The sequence below is a fragment of the Aeromonas sp. R9-2 genome (assembly GCF_040908025.1).
Classification (GTDB): Bacteria; Pseudomonadota; Gammaproteobacteria; order Enterobacterales; family Aeromonadaceae; genus Aeromonas; species Aeromonas veronii.
Genome location: NZ_JBFOCX010000034.1, coordinates 279504 through 297160 on the forward strand (window position 1 = coordinate 279504; position 17657 = coordinate 297160).

Genomic DNA, 17657 nt, shown 5'->3' on the forward strand with positions numbered 1-17657 from the left:
TTAACCAAAGTTCGGCACTATGTTCGCTTTTTGGATATTGGTGAAAGCCAACACGTCGTCCTTACCATCTACTGTCAGGGTGATCATGTCGCCTTGCACAGCTTTGATTACGCCTTTGAACTTGCGGCGGTTGTTTGTTGCCATCCGAAGCGTTACCGCCGCCTCTTGGCCAACGTATTTTTCGAAATGGGCAACCTTGAACAGGGGACGATCCAGGCCTGGGGAGGACACCTCGAGGTAGTACTCCTCGGTGATGGGATCTTCGACGTCCATGATGGCGCCAACCTGATGGCTGACCTCAGCACAGTTCTCGACAGTCACACCCTGCTCGCCGTCGATATAGACACGCAAGGTGGAGTGTTTACCCGCACGGATAAACTCAATACCCCAAAGTTCAAAACCCAAGGCAACGACCGGAGCCTCGAGCAGATCGGTCAAACGTTGTTCCAACGTAGCCAAAGTCACCCTCCGAAAAACAAAAAAAGGGCATAAAGCCCAGATAGATATCGATTCAGAGTAAATTGCACATAACAAAAAGCCCCGATGTCAAATCGGGGCTTGGCGCTTTACCCTGATTGTCGCCTCGCAGCGACCGCCTTCCTGAGCGTAGGAAATGCGTGAAATTTGGTTGCGGGGGCCGGATTTGAACCGACGACCTTCGGGTTATGAGCCCGACGAGCTACCATGCTGCTCCACCCCGCGTCCGAAATCGTGCGAGATTATAGCCACTTCACTCTCTCGATACAAGACTGACTGGCTATAATACACTCGGCTTCCCGAGCTCACTGCTTAATTGGTGCCGTGGGCGGGACTCGAACCCGCACACCCTAGAGCACTACCCCCTCAAGATAGCGTGTCTACCAATTCCACCACCACGGCAAAACTCTTACTCGGGAACGTCAGTATCTTTCTTCACTGGCGCTTTGGTCTGCTCAACCTGTTGGGTTTGTTGCAGATTTTCCCATTCACTACCCTGCTTTACCTTGTTGCTGGACATAGATCCGAGCACCAGGCTGATAACGAAAAACAGAGTAGCCAAAATTGCTGTTGTTCGGGTCAGGAAACTTCCTGAACCACCGGAGCCGAATACTGTGTTCGATGCCCCTGCGCCGAAGGAGGCGCCCATATCAGCCCCTTTACCTTGCTGAATCATCACCAGACCAATCAGAGCCAATGAAACCAGCAGATAAACGACTAAAAGAATCTCGTACATTTAACTTGCACCCTTTGCCGCTTCAACAATTCCTAAAAACGCATCGCTATCGAGGCTTGCTCCGCCAATCAGTCCGCCATCAATGTCGGGCTGTGCAAACAAATCTCTCGCGTTGCTCGGCGTTACGCTCCCACCATAGATGATTCTAACTTTCTCACCTATTACCGGAGTATCCTCCGCCAAGCGACCACGTATAAAGGAATGAACCTCTTGTGCCTGCTCGGGTGTGGCGCATTTACCTGTACCTACAGCCCAAATCGGCTCGTAGGCGATGATAGCATTATCGAAAGCCATCGCGCCATTTTTCTCTATGACGATATCCAGCTCTTCAGCGATCACCTCGAAGGCTCTTCTCGCCTGCCTCGCCGCACCTGATTCACCTAAACAGAGGATGGGAATTAAGCCTGCCGCTCTGGCTGCCGCAAACTTCTCTGCGACGATAAAACTGGTCTCACCAAAGAGACGCCTGCGCTCGGAGTGCCCTACCAATACGTAACTACACCCTGCCTCAACCAGCATCTGACACGAGATTTCTCCGGTGTAAGCGCCAGTCGCGTGCTGACTCACATTCTGAGCCCCCAACTTTATTACCTTCTGCTCATTGAGCAGTGAAGCGCTAAAGTCGAGATGCACATGGGAAGGACAGAGAACCACATCTACTTTTCCGTCAACGCCGTTCAGGCACTGACTCGTAAACTGCTCTAACTGCGACCTACTACCGTGCAACTTCCAGTTGGCTGCTACAAACGGCTTGCGATGTCCCATCGGCAACTCCCTTGCGAAAGCGGGGCTGATAATATCCAGTGGATGCTCAGCTGACAAGTGCTATTTTTAAATTTTTGAATCGTTTGAACAAGATACAACCAGGACGGCTAAAAAGCCGCCCTGGCTGTTCATTAAAACGCCGACTCAACCTGCTTGGCGATGCGCTGAGCCATGTCACGCACCTGCTGTTCATGCTCCCCTTCGACCATGACCCGGATCAGCGGTTCGGTACCTGATTTACGCAACAGTACGCGACCACGACCAGCCAGCTCCTGTTCCACCTTGGCAACCTCAGCCATGACAGCATCAGCGGCCAGCGGATCCTTGCCTTCGGCAAAACGAACATTCACCAGCACTTGCGGGAACTTGCTCATGCCGGAGCGCAGCTTGGCCAGCGGCATCTCGGCACTGCGCATGGCGGTAAGCACCTGCAAGGCAGCCACGATGCCATCACCCGTAGTGGTCTGATCCAGACAGATTATGTGGCCGGAGTTCTCGCCACCGATACGCCAGCCCTTCTCTTCCATCATCTCCAGCACATAGCGGTCACCCACTTTGGCACGGGCAAACGGAATGCCCAGGGTTTGCAGCGCCAGCTCCAGACCCATGTTGGCCATCAGGGTGCCGACGACACCGCCTTTGAGGCGACCATTGCGCAGGGCATCGCGCGCGATGATATAGAGCACTTCATCACCGTCGATGAGATAGCCGGTATGGTCAACCATGATCAGACGATCACCATCACCATCAAAGGCAACCCCCAGATCGGCCTTGCACTCCAGCACCTTGGCCACCAGAGCGTCAGGTGCAGTCGAACCGACACCATCGTTGATGTTGAGACCATCCGGGGCACAGCCCATGGTGATCACTTCGGCACCCAGTTCGCGGAAAACCGACGGCGCAATGTGGTAAGTGGCGCCGTGGCCACAGTCGACCACCATTTTCACCCCATCCAGATTCATGTGGGAGGGGAAGGTGCTCTTGCAGAATTCGATATAGCGACCGGCGGCATCATCAATGCGCACCGCTTTGCCAAGTTCGGCCGACTCGACACACTTGAGCTCGTGATCCAGCTCGGCTTCGATAGCCAGCTCGACATCATCGGGCAGCTTGGTGCCGTCGGCGGAGAAGAACTTGATGCCGTTGTCGTAGAAGGGATTGTGGGAAGCGCTGATGACGATGCCAGCTTCGGCACGGAAAGTGCGAGTCAGGTAGGCAACCGCCGGCGTGGGCATCGGTCCCATCAGAATGGCCTTGAGGCCTGCCGCAGAGAGCCCCGCTTCCAGCGCGGATTCCAGCATGTAACCGGAGATGCGGGTATCTTTGCCAATCAGCACCTTTTTGGTGCCCTTCTTGGAGAGCACCTTGCCGGCAGCCCAACCTAATTTCATTACAAAATCAGGGGTGATCGGGTATTCGCCAACCTTGCCGCGCACACCATCGGTACCGAAATACTTTCTTGCCATTGTCTGTTCTCTTTATTATTTGGAAATAAAATCTTGTCCCGTCATTGCCAGCCAACCGACGCGCAATGCGTCCATGGTCTCCCGTACATCGTGTACCCTGATGATGCGGGCCCCATGCTGCATGCCGATAAGGGCGCATGCCAGACTGCCCGCCAGACGCTCATCCACCGGACGGCCCAGCAGGTTGCCTATCATAGACTTTCGCGACATCCCCACCAATAGCGGCAAGCCATAATCAAGCAGTTCCTTTTGAGCAGCCAACAGCTGATAGTTGTGTGCAAGGGTTTTGCCAAAGCCATATCCCGGATCCAGCAACAGCTCTTCACGACGGATCCCGACCGCCAGACAAGCCGCAATACGCTCATCAAAGAAGGCGCGTACCTCCCCGATCAGGTCGTCATAGTGCGGCTCGACTTGCATGGTTCGCGGCTGCCCCTGCATATGCATCAGACAGACCGGAACCCGCGCTTCGGCCGCGGCTTGCAGTGCTCCCGGCTCTTGCAGTGCCCGCACATCGTTGATCAGATGGGCACCCACCTTGCAACCCTCCCGCATCACAGCCGCTTTGGAGGTATCGAGGGAGATCATCACATCCAGCTCACGGACCATCTGCTCCACGACAGAAATGACCCTGTCCAGCTCCTCCTGCTCGCTCACATCGGGCGCACCAGGGCGGGTTGACTCGCCACCGATGTCGATGAGGGTGGCACCGTCAGAGACCATCTGGCGCGCATGGGCCATTGCCCGTTCAAACTGGTTGAAATTACCGCCATCGGAGAATGAGTCGGGCGTCACATTGAGGATCCCCATCACATGGGGACGATCGAGGGAGAGGCTGAGCCCCTTGCTGGTTAACTGCATTTTCACGTCCATCTGATAAAGAAAAACCCCGGGCAAGCCCGGGGTTTGGAGAGTCACAATTATTTGGCCGGCGCGTCGTTGGCTTTGTCGATAGTGACATCCGCCACCGGTGCAGCCTCATCGGCAGGCTTGGCTTCGGCAGCCACGGTGGAACCGCCTTGCGGGGTATCACCGTGCTCGTCATGCCAGTTGCTCGGAGCACGTACCTCACGACGCGCCATCAGGTCATCGATCTGTTTGGCGTCGATGGTCTCGTACTTCATCAGCGCATCTTTCATGCTGTGCAACACGTCCATATTATCCAGCAGAATCTGCTTGGAACGGGCGTAGTTGCGGTCGATGACCTGCTTGACCTCTGCATCGATCACGCGAGCGGTATCGTCGGACATGTGCTTGGCCTTGGCCATGCTGCGACCGAGGAACACTTCACCATCTTCTTCCGCGTATAGCATCGGGCCGAGACGCTCGGACATACCCCACTGGGTCACCATCTTGCGGGCGATGTCGGTGGCACGCTCGATATCGTTGGATGCACCAGTCGATACCTTCTCGGCACCGTAGATCAGCTCTTCTGCCAGGCGACCGCCATACAGACTGGAGATCATCGACTCCAGATGCTGCTTGGAGTGGCTCCAGCGATCCTGCTCCGGCAGATACATGGTCACACCCAGCGCACGACCGCGCGGAATGATAGAGACCTTGTAAACCGGGTCATGATCCGGAACCAGACGACCAATGATGGCGTGACCGGCTTCATGATATGCAGTCATCTCTTTTTCGGACTCTTTCATCACCATGGAGCGACGTTCCGCACCCATCATGATCTTGTCCTTCGCCTTCTCGAACTCGGCCATGGAGACCACTCGGCGGCTCTCACGGGCAGAGAAGAGGGCAGCTTCGTTGACCAGGTTCGCCAAATCCGCACCGGAGAAACCGGGGGTGCCACGGGCAATCAGCGCCGGATTGACGTCATCCGCCAACGGAACTTTGCGCATGTGCACTTTCAGGATCTGCTCGCGACCACGGACATCCGGCAGACCGACCACAACCTGACGGTCGAAACGGCCCGGACGCAGCAGTGCCGGATCCAGTACGTCAGGACGGTTGGTGGCAGCGATGACGATAATGCCTTCATTGCCTTCAAAGCCATCCATCTCGACCAGCATCTGGTTAAGGGTCTGCTCACGTTCATCATGACCACCACCCAGACCGGCGCCACGCTGGCGACCGACCGCATCAATTTCATCGATGAAGATGATGCAGGGGGAAGATTTCTTGGCCTGTTCGAACATGTCACGCACCCGGGAGGCACCGACACCGACGAACATCTCCACGAAATCGGAACCTGAGATGGTGAAGAACGGCACCTTGGCCTCGCCCGCAATGGCCTTGGCCAGCAGGGTCTTACCGGTACCAGGAGGACCAACCAGCAGCACACCGGTCGGGATCTTGCCACCCAGTTTCTGGAATTTGCTCGGGTCGCGTAGATAGTCGACCAGCTCCTTCACCTCTTCCTTGGCTTCATCGCAACCTGCAACATCAGCAAAGGTGGTCTTGATCTGATCTTCGCTCATCAGGCGAGCCTTGCTCTTGCCAAACGACATGGCACCTTTGCCACCGCCGCCCTGCATCTGACGCATGAAGAAGACCCAGACACCGATCAGCAGCAGCATCGGGAACCAGGAGATGAATATAGAGGTCAACAGAGAGGGCTCTTCCGGCTTCTCGCCCATCACTTTGACATTGTGATTGAGCATGTCGTTGAGCAGCTGGGGATCCGGCGCAGGGATGATAGTGGTGAATCGTTCACCAGTACGCTTGACGCCATTAATGACCTTACCGTCCATCCGCACTTCACGGATCTGCTCTTGGGTCACCTCTTTAACGAAGCTGGAATAGTCCAGCTGGCGACTGGTGGTATCGCTGGGGCTGAAGCTATTGAATACCGACATCAAAACGACGGCGATGACCAGCCACAGGATTAAGTTTTTCGCCATGTCACTCAAATCAGTAACCTCGCAGACTGACAGTTAACGATGAAGGTTAGGGTACTACAGTTTAAAACCGGTAGCCACAATGTAGACTTCCCGTGATCTGGCGCGGGATGAGTCTGGTTTACGAATTTTGACAGCGGAGAAAAGTTTACGAATTTCATTGAGATAGGCATCAAAGCCCTCTCCCTGAAACACCTTCACTACGAAACTGCCGTCACTACGCAATACCTGATTGCACATGTCCAGTGCCAGCTCGACCAGATACATGGCGCGAGCCTGATCCACCTGCTGGGTACCGCTCATGTTGGGCGCCATATCAGACATCACGACATCGACCTTGTCGGGACCCACTCGCTCCAGCAAAGCGCCGAGTACAGTTTCCTCCCGAAAGTCCCCTTGCAGGAAATCGACACCAGCAATGGGATCCATCGGCAAAATGTCACATGCGATGACGCGACCCGAATCACCAACCTGTTCAACCGCGAACTGGGACCAACCACCGGGGGCTGCACCCAAATCCACTACGGTCATGCCATGTTTCAGCAAGCGATCCTTGCCCTGGATCTCGTCAATCTTGAAAACAGCACGAGAACGCAGGCCCATTTTCTGGGCTTTTTTGACGTATTGATCGTCGAAATGTTCTTTTAACCAGCGAGTTGAACTGGGGGAACGTTTTTTCTGGGTCATGATAATCGACTTTAAAAAACCACAAGGGTTATTAGTATTAAGGGCTAAGTGGGGGTAGAATACGCCCCTTTCAACCCTGACTTATGAAGAAATTGCGATGATTCTCAACAATAAACAGAAACAGTACCTCAAGGGCCTTGCCCATAGCCTCAAGCCTGTCGTCCTGCTGGGTCAGCATGGTCTGACCGAAGGTGTACTGGCCGAGATCGATCTGGCACTGAACCATCACGAGCTGATCAAGGTTAAGGTTGCCTCTGAAGATCGCGAAATGAAACAACTGGTTATGGATGCTATCGTCCGTGAAACCGGTTCAATCAAGGTGCAAAGCATGGGTCATGTGCTGACCATTTATCGTCAAGCCAACGAACCCAAAATCCAGCTGCCCCGCAAGTAAAAGGAAAGAGCATCGCTCTTTCCTTATTCCACTTCTTCCCGAGTCGCTTGCCAAAGTAGTCGCAAAGCCCTTAACCTGCGATGAATACTTCCGGACACGCATTATGGCTCACCATCCTATTCTGACCGACGATGAGCTGGCCATGCTGCGGGACTTGGGGAGCAATCAGGACACCCATGTTCTGAGTGGTCACCTCGATGCCCCCATGCTTGGCTTGCTGCAAAAAGCCGAACACCTTGTACTCGAAGCCCGCTTCGCAGGCCATCAGCTGCGTTTTCCCCTGAGCTTTACCCAAGGGGAAGATGGCTTCGTCGAACCCCGCTTATCTGCACCGGTCATCAGGGAGCTGGGATTTGCGCAACCGCGCGCCTGGCGTCTCACCCAAAAAGCCAAGCTTTGCAGCGAACTGGGCCTGTTTCAGGTACTCAGCCTCTCCCTCAACGGCCTCATCGTGGAAAATTTGCCAACCGACATGGTGGCCGATACCCCCATCAACGGCGAGCTCTGCATCGAGCAAGAGGCCCCTCTTCCACTGCAGGGACGACTGGTAAGGCGCATCAAAGCCAATGCCGACCATGCCACCTGGGCACTGAGCTTTCAAATGAGCGAGAGCAACATCGAACGGCTGCGCCACTGGCTGTTCCAGCGTCATCAGGACGCCTTTACCGAGGCGTATCTGTCCTGATTTTTATAAATAATCATATAGATAAAGACAAACAGGGGAGCGCCAGCCCCCCTGTTTCATCGTCTGTAGCATTCGCTTAGATGTAAGCGACTTCCAGTACTTCGTATTCCACATCACCACCCGGCGTCTTGACTATAGCGACATCGTCCACTTCCTTGCCAATCAGGGCGCGAGCAATGGGGGAGTTGACAGAGATGAGGTTCTGTTTGATATCAGCCTCATCGTCACCCACAATGCGGTAAACCACCTCTTCCTCTGTCTCGCTCTTGAGCAGAGTCACAGTCGCACCAAAAATCACGCGGCCGTTGTTGGTCATCTTGGTGACATCGATCACCTGCGCATTGGAGAGCTTGGCTTCAATCTCCTGAATGCGGCCTTCACAGAAACCCTGCTGCTCGCGAGCGGCATGGTATTCGGCGTTTTCCTTCAGATCACCGTGCTCACGGGCATCGGCAATCGCTTCGATAATCTGGGGACGAAGCTCGGTCTTGAGATAATCGAGCTCTTCGCGCAGCTTCTCAGCGCCGCGAACAGTCATCGGAGTATGATTCATAGTCGAAACCTGGGTTGCTTGAAAATAGAAACTGCGGCCATCTGCAAGGAGGCCGCAGCAATCGGTTCGGATGAGGCATCTTAATATGAAGCCAACACAAAATCCACGTCAGCCCCCTGATGCAGATCCCACTTGCGTCATCGGCATTCCCTTCGCTTACTTCCCTTCCGGTACGGAAATGGGGGCCGAAACGGTCGGTTTGCCCTGCATGATGGCGATCTCCACTCGCCGGTTCATCCGACGATTTTCCGGGGTGGTATTGGGCACCAATGGTTGGGAGTCCGCCATCCCCTGCACCACCAGTCGCCCCTGATCAAAACCGGGGACCTTCAGCATCTGGTGCGCCACCGCCACCGCCCGTTGCGACGACAACTCCCAGTTGGACTGGAACAGCTCATCTTCGGTCGCCACGTTGTCGGTGTGACCGGAGATGGTGATTTCACCCGGCACATCCTTGAGCAGGGTCGCGACCTTGCGAATGACCGGCCAAAACTGGGGCTGCAGAAATGCCGAACCGGCCGGGAAAGACGCTTTTTCCCTGATCCGGATGATGATCTGCTGGCCCAGCGCCTCAATTTCGATGGCGCCATCCTGGATCTGATCTTTCATCTGCTCGGCGAGGGCTTTGGCCAGGGTATTGGATTGTTCTTGCGCCTTCTTCGCATCCTGCGCGGTATCGCCCCCCGTCTGTTTGCCATCACTCTTGTCCTGACCACCGGCCTGATCCGCCTCACCGGGCAGAAACTCCAGTTCGGTCTGGGTCAGATCGATGGTCTGCTGCATCACGGTATCAATCGGCGTGGGTTCCGGGCGACCGGGCCTGAACTCCTGGGCAATCACCGAGGTTCCCTTGGGAATATCTTTCACCTCAAGGATGTTCTGCACTCCGAAAGCATTCTTCATAGAGCCCGCGATCTGCTTGAACTTGAGTACGTCCATCTCGGCAAAGGAGAGCAGCAGCACGAAGAAGCACATCAGCAGCGACATCAGGTCGGCAAAGGTGCCCATATAGGCAGGAAGACCGGGGGGGGGACATTTGCAATCAGACATGGTGCCTACTCCGCGCCGGTATTGCGTTTGGACTGGCTCAGATAGTTCTGCAGCATGGACTGGATCACCCGCGGGTTCTGGCCATCCTGAATACCCATAATGGCATCAAGGATCAGGGTACGACTGAGCTTCTCCTCCCCGCTGCGCAGCTCCAGCTTGTCAGCAATAGGAATAGCGATCATGTTGGCCTCAATCGCTCCGTACAGGGTGGTCAGCAAGGCCACCGCCATTGCCGGACCGATCGACTTGGGGTCACTCATATTTGACAACATGGCCACCAGGCCCACCAACGTACCTATCATCCCCATGGCTGGGCCCAGATCCCCAAGGGTACGGAAGACCTTGATGGCAATGACATGGCGCTCGGCTGTCAGGTCGATATCCTTTTCCATCACGGCACGCACCACTTCGGCATCGTGACCATCCACCAGCATGTCGATCCCTTTCTTCATAAATGCATTGGGGATCTCTGCGGCCTCCAGCGCCAGAAAGCCACCTTTGCGAGCCGCATCAGCCAGTTCAACGGCTTTGGCGATCAGATCGTCGAGCTTGTCGCCCTTGTACATAAAGGCTTTGCCCGCCACCTTGAAAGCCAGAAAAAACTGCCCGATATTGAACTTCATCATGGCGATGAAGATTGAGCCAAGAATAGTGATATAGACCGATGGCATATCGATAAACATGCTCAACGAGCCACCAAGGATCATGCCGTAAATCACGACACCGAATCCTAAAACGATACCTAACAAGCTCCCTAGATCCACGTCCCTACTCCTGTCACCGGTTCTTATACCTAATTATAGTTTGTTGAATTTTCTGCTATTGCGACCCTAGCGGCAAGCATGCATCCACTGAGAATGATGGCTCATTATCGGCCAGTTTAGCGAGAGTTTGAGAGGGCAATGCTTTTCTGCCTCCCCCCTGTGGACGGTCGATGTTAATATAAGCCGTTTTTTTCAATCCCCGAGGATGGACATGGCCAGTAAAAAAATCGACCGTCTGAGTTTTGATGCCACTCTGGAAGAGCTGGAAACCATCGTTCATCAGCTGGAACAAGGTTCCCTACCCCTGGAAGAGGCACTCAAGCAGTTCGAGCAGGGCGTTCATCTGGTACGGGCCGGTCAGCAGAAGCTGGAACTGGCCGAACAGAAGATCCAGATCCTGCTCAGTCAAGCCGATGGCAGTGACCAGCTCGCCCCCTTCCAGCCAGAACAAGGAGAGGAGTGAGTGGCGCTGGACCATTTTTCCCGTCTGCATCGTCAGCGTATTGACGACTGTCTGTCAGCACAACTTGAATCCTTGCCCGCCATGGCGCCGCGCCTGCGCGATGCCATGAGTTATGGCCTGCTGCTGGGTGGCAAGCGGGTTCGCCCGTTTCTGGTCTACGCGGTCGGCGAGATGCTGGGCGTCAAGAGCGAACTGCTGGATGGCCCCGCTGCTGCCGTGGAGTGCATCCACGCCTACTCCCTGCTGCACGATGACCTGCCCGCCATGGATAACGACGACCTGCGTCGTGGTCAGCCAACCGTTCACAAGGCGTTTGACGAAGGAACCGCCATTCTGGCCGGTGATGCGCTGCAGACCCTGGCGTTCTCCATTCTGGCCGATCACCCCATGCCCGACTCCTTGATGGCCAACCGGGTGCGGATGCTGAGTACCCTCGCCCGCGCCTCCGGCTATCTCGGTATGTGTGGCGGTCAAGCGCTGGACCTGCAGGCTGAAGGGCGCCAGATCTCGCTTGCCGAACTGGAGCAGGTACACCGCCACAAGACCGGTGCGCTGATTGAATGCGCCGTGGCGCTCGGCGCCCTGTGCAAAGCCGATGTCGATGACGCCACGCTGGCTGCACTGCAAACCTACGCCGCCGCGATTGGCCTCGCCTTTCAGGTGCAGGATGACATCCTCGACATCACAGGTGATACCGCCACCCTGGGCAAGCCACAAGGTTCTGACCTGGCGCTGGAGAAAAGTACCTATCCGGCCCTGTTGGGACTCGAAAATGCCCGTGAGCTGGCTCGCGAACTGCATGAGAAAGCCTTAACAGCCCTGCAATCCTTGCCCTACAATACCGACATTCTGGAAGCGTTTGCCGATTACATCATCGAGCGAACCCACTAAACGCTGGATAACAGTAACAATATGAGCGTTGATATTAGCAATTTCCCCAACCTGGCCCTCGCGGACACTCCGGTCGAGCTGCGTTCCTTGCCCAAAGATCGGCTGCCGGTGCTGTGTAACGAGCTGCGCGAATATCTGCTGCGCTCTGTCAGCCGCTCCAGCGGACACTTTGCCTCCGGTCTCGGCACGGTCGAACTGACCGTGGCCCTGCACTACGTCTACAACACCCCGTTCGATCGGCTGATCTGGGACGTGGGCCATCAGGCCTATCCCCACAAGATCCTGACCGGGCGCCGTGACCAGATCCACACCATCCGGCAGAAGGATGGCCTGCACCCCTTCCCCTGGCGTGGCGAGAGCGAATACGACGTGCTCTCCGTCGGCCACTCCAGCACCTCCATCGGTGCGGCGCTCGGTATGGCGGTCGCCGCCGAGAGCGAAGGGCTGGGCCGCAAGGTGGTAGCGGTAATTGGTGATGGTGCCATTACCGCAGGGATGGCCTTTGAAGCGCTCAACCACGCTGGCGATGTCCATAAAGACATGCTGGTGATCCTCAACGACAACGAGATGTCCATCTCCGAGAATGTCGGGGCGCTGAACAACCATCTGGCCCGGGTCATGTCCGGCAAGCTCTACACCACCATCCGCGAAGGCGGCAAGAAGGTGCTGGCGGGGCTGCCGCCGGTCAAGGAACTGGCCAAGCGGGCTGAAGAGCACCTCAAGGGGATGGTGGTACCCGGTACCCTGTTCGAGGAGTTCGGCTTCAACTATATCGGCCCCATCGACGGTCACGATATCGAGGCACTGGTCGAGACCCTGCGCAACATGCGCAACCTCAAGGGCCCGCAACTGCTGCACGTCAAAACCAAGAAGGGCAAGGGTTACGAGCCGGCGGAGAAAGACCCCATCGGTTATCACGCCGTGCCCAAGTTCAATCCTGACGATTGCTCCCTGCCCAAGGCGAGCAGCGCCAAACCCACCTTCTCCGCCATCTTCGGCCAATGGCTGTGCGACATGGCGGCCAAAGACGAGAAGCTGGTCGGTATTACCCCCGCCATGCGCGAAGGCTCGGGGCTGGTGAAATTCAGCCAGCAGTATCCGGATCGCTACTTCGATGTGGCCATTGCCGAGCAGCACGCGGTCACTTTTGCTGCCGGTCTCGCCATCGCCGACAAAAAGCCGGTGGTCGCCATCTATTCGAGCTTCCTGCAACGTGCCTACGATCAGGTGATCCACGACGTAGCGCTGCAAGAGCTGCCGGTGCTGTTCGCCATCGACCGGGCCGGTCTGGTGGGCGCCGATGGCCCCACCCATCAGGGGGCGTTCGATATCAGCTTCCTGCGCACCGTGCCCAACATGGTGATCATGACCCCCTCCGACGAGAACGAATGCCGTCAGATGCTCTATACCGGCTATCGCCATCAGGGGCCAGCTGCGGTGCGCTACCCGCGCGGCAGCAGCCTGAGCGACGCCCCCATCTCGTCAGAGATGCAGGCACTGGCGCTTGGCAAGGGACGTATCCTGCGAGAGGGCAAAGGCACCGCTATTCTGGCCTTTGGTACTCTGCTGCACCACGCCAAAGCGGCCGCCGAGGCGCTGGATGCCACCCTGGTGGACATGCGCTTCGTCAAACCGATGGATGAGGCACTGGTGCTGTCGCTGGCGGCCAGCCACGATCACTTCGTCACCATCGAAGACAACGCCATCATGGGCGGCGCCGGTTCGGCGGTGAACGAGCTGCTGATGCGCAGCAAACAGTGCAAGTCGGTGCTCAACCTCGGCCTGCCGGATCGCTTCGTCGAACAGGGTACCCAGCAGGAGATCTATGCCCTGCTCGGTCTGGACGATGCAGGCATCCAGCGCAGCATCGAAAGCTGGCTGCAAGCCTGACGAGACACGATGTGATGCAATAGACAGGAAAATTCAGTAACGGTTCGAAAAAATCCCCAGGTAATGCCTGGGGATTTTTTTAAGAAGACAGCAGAGTGTGACTACTGTTGTGACGATACCGAATCGACAGCGCTTAGTTACACCCTTCGGTAGAGGCTGAGTTCAGGTAGCTCACCTCATTGCCTGGCTGATAATCCGCAACGTTGATGGTCTTCTTGATCTCAATGTACTCCTTCAGCACGGCAGCATCCACCAACCCGGCGTTGATGGTATCGATCTTCGGATAGCCGTCACCACCGGAGGCGCTGAAGCTCGGGATCGCGAAGCTGTAAGTTGCTGCCGGATCAAACGCCTTGCCACCGATACTGGTGATATTGACGCTCTTGGCCTGGCAATCCACCGCCATGTTGATACCGCCAAACTGGGCATAACCACCGGTATTGCGGGTCTTGCTTGCCACCTGGCCCAGATAGGTCGCCAGCTCGCTTCCCTTCATGACAGCCTTGTTGACCGTGTTGCCAAACGGGTGCACCAGCAGCACGCTGCGGTAAGTGATATCACCGGCCGGGATGCTGTCACGCACGCCGCCTGAGTTGACGATACCAAAGTCGACCCCCAGCTTGCTGCTGGTCGCCGTGGTGATGAGGCGACCCAGGTTGGTCTGCTTGTTGCGAACCGAGTTGCGATCACCAACCAGCAAGCCATCCGCCGAGCCAATGACAACATTCAGCTCTTGCTGACCTTTCTCCTGATAACCCAGCAGGGTGTTATACAGCTCGGGATCCTTGGTGATCTCGTCCTGTACGAACTGCATCTTGGCCGGGTCCTTGGTCACGGCACCGTTGGCATCGATCGCCTCGCCCTTGGCGTTGCGCTTGATGAGGTTGACCGGGATCAGGTCATAGCTGGTCAGGGTCAATTTGCCATTCTGGTACTCAAACTGGGCACGGCCCACATACTTGCCCCACTCGTGAGCCTGCATGATCCAGGTGCCGTTTTGCTGGTCCGGCTGGCAGTTATCACCCGGTTTGAAATTGGCGTACTTGTTGGTGGTGCCCGGTTCCATACAGACCGGATTCTGGGAGTGACCACCAATGATGGCATCCAGAGTCCCTGCCGGCAGTGCACGAGCCATCTCTACATCGCCCGGCGCATTGCTGCCGTGCTGGCCATTCTCGTAATGGCCCATGTGAGTGATGGCGAAGACCAGATTGGCCTCCTTGTTACTGCGGATCTGCTGGCCCAGTTTGGCCGCCTCGCGGGTCGGATCGCGGAACTCCAGGGTTTGCACGTTGTTGGGATCAACCAGCTGGGCGGTATCCTCGGTGGTCAGACCCAGTACGGCGACCTTGAGACCGCTCTCCAGCTTGAACACCTTGTAGGGGTCAAAGTAGTGTTTGCCACTGGCCTTGTCGTAGATGTTGGCCGAGAGCATGGGGAACTGGGCCCACTTGCGCTGCTTCTCCAGCACGCTGAGGGGGTTGTCGAATTCATGGTTGCCCACTGCCATGGCATCGTAGCGAATGTTGTTCATCGCCATGAAGTCAGGCTCGGCATCCTGCAGATCGGACTCCGGCACGCCGGTATTCACATCACCACCGGAAAGAACCAGTACGTCACTGCCAGCAGCCTTGGCATCGGCACGCAGCTGTTCGACCAGAGTCTTCTGGGCAGCCATACCATACTCATTTTCAGCGTTGTGCCAGAAACGGCCGTGGGTATCGTTGGTGTGCAGTATGGTCAGTTTGCAGACATTTTCGGTGCAGGGTGCAACGGTGTCATTGGTCGAGGTATTACAGCCAGTCAGTGCAGCAAGCACGGCCAGTGCCACGCCGCCTTTGATAAAGTTATTATTCATTTCCATATCACCTTGATTGTTTTGTTATTTATCAACCCTGTCCAGCGGGTCGGCGCCAATATAACAAACAACAGATGACCGTTTTTCATCGATGACTCACAAATTCTGCTAATTGTGATCTTCGGCCCAACATCCAGCTTCCTGCTGATTTATCAGGTTTTTTGTTGAGCAGTCACTCACTTGCTCCCCTCCCGCACCAAGCAGGCGCCACCCGACGCGCCTTTATGGCATACTCCCCAGCCAGCCATGCCCGAGGAGATGATTTGATGGCCAAGTACGACAAGATTTCCCCCGAGACCCAGCAAGAGGCGATGAAAATTGCCCGTGCCAACCAGAAGCCGGGGCAGACCAAGGAGCAGACCCAGCTTATCGCGCAAGGTATCCAGAAAGGCATCGACGAATACAAGAAACAGATGAAGGCGCGGGCCCGTGAAGCGAGCCGCCAGAAAAAATTGCAGGCCAAAGCCAGGCAGCCACAGGGCGCGCCCCAAACCGAAGAACAAGACGATCAGCTGGAGCTGGTTGAAGTAAGCCATCAGCATCCCCTGCCCTGGATATTGCTGGTGTTGAGCTGGCTGGGATTTGCTGCAACCTGGTTCTGGTTGCACTAAGAGTGCGCTAGCAAACCTTTATCCGGGATCCTCTTCACAGCCCGGACCCGGGCTGCTGGTGATTACCTGCGAAGAGTGATTAAATCCCGCGCCTCTTGCACCGGACAACCGGTTTTTTGACGATCAGTTTTCAGGAAAGATGTTATGAACCCCGCTCCGCTCTATCTGCTGGCCCCTTTTGTTCTGTTCCTTGTGACCATGCTGCTCTATCGCATTTCGCCGCTGCGGGCGGTCGCCGCCGGTGGGGTACGCTGGTTTATCCTCCCCGCCTTCACCCTGTTTATTTTGCTGATCATCATCAATGGAGCCGCCAATCCCGCCCTGCGCGATCCGGCATTCCACTGGTTGATGCCGGGCCTTGGCTTTGCTCTGAGCCTGTTTCCGGCCCTGCCCAAGGCGCTGGTACCACGGCTCGCCATCAAAGAGGGGGCCTTTGCCGCCCTCGGTCTGATGCTGATGAGCCTGGCTATGGTCTACTGAGCAACTGGCCACAGCCGTTAACATGACTCAAGGGGCGCTCTGTGACGGGCGCCCCTTGTACAAACAATGGCCTGCAGGCATCTTGGTGACAGGATAACCAGCAAGGAGGCCAAATGGACAATCCGCCCGATTTCATGGCGCTGTGGGATTATCAGGATCCCGCCGCCAGTGCCCTTCGTTTTCACACCCTTCTTCCCGAAGCGCGCGCCGCCGCCGACCTGCAACTCGAACTGGAGTTGCTGACCCAAATTGCCCGCACCCATTCACTGCAGCGCCAGTTTGCCGAAGCCCATCAGCTGCTCGACGAGATAGATCCTCGCCTCACAGATACAACCCCCAGAGCCCGGATCCGGACCTTGCTGGAGCGAGGCCGCACCTTTAACTCGGCGGGCGACAAAGCCAGTGCCAAACCGCTGTTTGAACAAGCCTGGCAATGGGGGCTCAAGGAGAAGGAGACCTATCTCGCCATCGACGCCGCTCACATGATCGCCATCGCCGCACCACTGGAAGAGCAGAGCCGCTGGCATCAACTGGCGATGGAGCTGGCGGAACGCAGCAGTGACGAGAAGGTGCGTGGCTGGCTGGCCCCCCTTTACAACAATCAGGGCTGGACCCTGTTCGAACTGGGCCGCTTCGAGGAGGCGAAAATCCAGCAACAGAAGTGTCTGGCCTGGCATCTGCAACATAACCAGCCGGCCAAGGCGTTTATCGCTCGCTGGAGTCTGGCTCGCCTGACCCGGGCCCAGGGTCAGCACCAGCAGGCACTGGCAGAGCTGCACCAACTCAAGGTTGATATGGCCGAGGCAGGCGAACCTGAGGATGGTTATCTGTTCGAGGAGCTGGGGGAGAATGCCTTGGTGCTGGACGATCCGCTGGCCGCGGAATACTTTTCCCGCGCCTGGTTTCTGCTGTCACAGGACCGCTGGTTCAGCGCCAACGAGGGAGAGCGACTGGCCCGCCTCAAGCGCCTAGCCAAACTCTGATCCCCAAAATAGCAAGGGCGGCACGCTAGCCGCCCTTTCTGCTGACAAG

Annotated in this window: 19 protein-coding genes and 2 tRNA genes; 8 read left to right on the plus strand and 13 right to left on the minus strand. The window is 56.4% G+C overall.

Annotation, left to right across the window (positions count from 1 at the left end; translation table 11 throughout):
* From rimP to rlmE, 9 genes are all read right to left on the minus strand, one after another.
* A complete protein-coding gene (gene rimP, locus AB5Y71_RS19615) occupies positions 1 to 459 on the minus strand; it encodes a ribosome maturation factor RimP (RefSeq protein ID WP_005338809.1) in 459 nt (152 codons plus the stop codon).
* A 166-nt stretch (positions 460 to 625) separates the two neighbouring features.
* Positions 626 to 702: transfer RNA gene (locus tag AB5Y71_RS19620), tRNA-Met, on the minus strand.
* 92 nt (positions 703 to 794) lie between these two features.
* Positions 795 to 879, minus strand: a tRNA-Leu gene (locus tag AB5Y71_RS19625).
* A gap of 7 nt (positions 880 to 886) precedes the next feature.
* Positions 887 to 1213, minus strand: a complete 327-nt coding sequence (secG, locus tag AB5Y71_RS19630; RefSeq protein ID WP_005338811.1) for a preprotein translocase subunit SecG — start codon at positions 1211 to 1213, stop codon at positions 887 to 889.
* A complete protein-coding gene (gene tpiA, locus AB5Y71_RS19635) occupies positions 1214 to 1978 on the minus strand; it encodes a triose-phosphate isomerase (RefSeq protein WP_335830786.1) in 765 nt (254 codons plus the stop codon). It lies immediately after the preceding gene.
* A 131-nt stretch (positions 1979 to 2109) separates the two neighbouring features.
* Positions 2110 to 3444 carry a phosphoglucosamine mutase gene (gene glmM / locus AB5Y71_RS19640; RefSeq protein ID WP_005338823.1) on the minus strand — a complete coding sequence of 445 codons (1335 nt, stop codon included), beginning with the start codon at positions 3442 to 3444 and terminating at the stop codon, positions 2110 to 2112.
* A gap of 15 nt (positions 3445 to 3459) precedes the next feature.
* On the minus strand, positions 3460 to 4305 hold the full coding sequence (gene folP, locus AB5Y71_RS19645) for a dihydropteroate synthase (RefSeq protein ID WP_368172260.1): 846 nt from the start codon (positions 4303 to 4305) through the stop codon (positions 3460 to 3462).
* A gap of 59 nt (positions 4306 to 4364) precedes the next feature.
* Positions 4365 to 6311: an ATP-dependent zinc metalloprotease FtsH gene (gene ftsH, locus AB5Y71_RS19650; protein ID WP_005343537.1), complete on the minus strand. Its 1947-nt coding sequence runs from the start codon at positions 6309 to 6311 to the stop codon at positions 4365 to 4367.
* Between the two features lie 45 nt (positions 6312 to 6356).
* On the minus strand, positions 6357 to 6986 hold the full coding sequence (gene rlmE / locus AB5Y71_RS19655; protein ID WP_005338828.1) for a 23S rRNA (uridine(2552)-2'-O)-methyltransferase RlmE: 630 nt from the start codon (positions 6984 to 6986) through the stop codon (positions 6357 to 6359).
* A gap of 97 nt (positions 6987 to 7083) precedes the next feature.
* On the opposite strand from rlmE, the gene yhbY reads away from it, so the two are divergent.
* Both yhbY and AB5Y71_RS19665 read left to right on the plus strand, forming a co-directional pair.
* On the plus strand, positions 7084 to 7380 hold the full coding sequence (yhbY, locus tag AB5Y71_RS19660; protein WP_005338829.1) for a ribosome assembly RNA-binding protein YhbY: 297 nt from the start codon (positions 7084 to 7086) through the stop codon (positions 7378 to 7380).
* Positions 7381 to 7483: 103 nt separating this feature from the next.
* On the plus strand, positions 7484 to 8065 hold the full coding sequence (locus AB5Y71_RS19665; RefSeq protein WP_043822834.1) for a hypothetical protein: 582 nt from the start codon (positions 7484 to 7486) through the stop codon (positions 8063 to 8065).
* Between the two features lie 76 nt (positions 8066 to 8141).
* Here the strand turns inward: AB5Y71_RS19665 and greA are convergent, their stop codons facing one another.
* From greA to pomA, 3 genes are all read right to left on the minus strand, one after another.
* Positions 8142 to 8618 carry a transcription elongation factor GreA gene (greA, locus tag AB5Y71_RS19670; RefSeq protein WP_005338833.1) on the minus strand — a complete coding sequence of 159 codons (477 nt, stop codon included), beginning with the start codon at positions 8616 to 8618 and terminating at the stop codon, positions 8142 to 8144.
* Positions 8619 to 8774: 156 nt separating this feature from the next.
* The gene (locus tag AB5Y71_RS19675; RefSeq protein WP_270816808.1) at positions 8775 to 9668 is read right to left on the minus strand and encodes a flagellar motor protein MotB; all 894 of its coding nucleotides are present in this window, start codon (positions 9666 to 9668) and stop codon (positions 8775 to 8777) included.
* A gap of 5 nt (positions 9669 to 9673) precedes the next feature.
* Positions 9674 to 10432, minus strand: coding sequence for a flagellar motor protein PomA (pomA, locus tag AB5Y71_RS19680; protein WP_005338837.1), 759 nt, complete (start codon positions 10430 to 10432; stop codon positions 9674 to 9676).
* A 211-nt stretch (positions 10433 to 10643) separates the two neighbouring features.
* On the opposite strand from pomA, the gene xseB reads away from it, so the two are divergent.
* Genes xseB through dxs form a run of 3 tightly spaced genes read left to right on the plus strand, consistent with a single transcriptional unit; the run spans position 10644 to position 13676 of the window.
* The gene (gene xseB, locus AB5Y71_RS19685; protein WP_005338838.1) at positions 10644 to 10895 is read left to right on the plus strand and encodes an exodeoxyribonuclease VII small subunit; all 252 of its coding nucleotides are present in this window, start codon (positions 10644 to 10646) and stop codon (positions 10893 to 10895) included.
* The gene (gene ispA / locus AB5Y71_RS19690) at positions 10896 to 11786 is read left to right on the plus strand and encodes a (2E,6E)-farnesyl diphosphate synthase (RefSeq protein ID WP_236296005.1); all 891 of its coding nucleotides are present in this window, start codon (positions 10896 to 10898) and stop codon (positions 11784 to 11786) included.
* Between the two features lie 21 nt (positions 11787 to 11807).
* The gene (gene dxs, locus AB5Y71_RS19695; protein ID WP_368172261.1) at positions 11808 to 13676 is read left to right on the plus strand and encodes a 1-deoxy-D-xylulose-5-phosphate synthase; all 1869 of its coding nucleotides are present in this window, start codon (positions 11808 to 11810) and stop codon (positions 13674 to 13676) included.
* 133 nt (positions 13677 to 13809) lie between these two features.
* On the opposite strand, the gene ushA is transcribed toward dxs, so the two are convergent.
* The gene (gene ushA / locus AB5Y71_RS19700) at positions 13810 to 15534 is read right to left on the minus strand and encodes a bifunctional UDP-sugar hydrolase/5'-nucleotidase UshA (protein WP_368172262.1); all 1725 of its coding nucleotides are present in this window, start codon (positions 15532 to 15534) and stop codon (positions 13810 to 13812) included.
* 266 nt (positions 15535 to 15800) lie between these two features.
* Here ushA and AB5Y71_RS19705 point away from each other — a divergent pair, with 266 nt between their 5' ends.
* The 3 genes from AB5Y71_RS19705 (at position 15801) to AB5Y71_RS19715 (ending at position 17608) form a co-directional block, all read left to right on the plus strand.
* On the plus strand, positions 15801 to 16145 hold the full coding sequence (locus tag AB5Y71_RS19705; RefSeq protein WP_139428679.1) for a DUF2956 domain-containing protein: 345 nt from the start codon (positions 15801 to 15803) through the stop codon (positions 16143 to 16145).
* A gap of 144 nt (positions 16146 to 16289) precedes the next feature.
* Positions 16290 to 16625 (plus strand): hypothetical protein, encoded by a 336-nt coding sequence (locus tag AB5Y71_RS19710; RefSeq protein ID WP_107684268.1) that lies wholly within the window; start codon positions 16290 to 16292, stop codon positions 16623 to 16625.
* Between the two features lie 113 nt (positions 16626 to 16738).
* Positions 16739 to 17608, plus strand: coding sequence for a hypothetical protein (locus AB5Y71_RS19715; protein ID WP_368172263.1), 870 nt, complete (start codon positions 16739 to 16741; stop codon positions 17606 to 17608).
* Positions 17609 to 17657 lie beyond the last annotated feature (49 nt).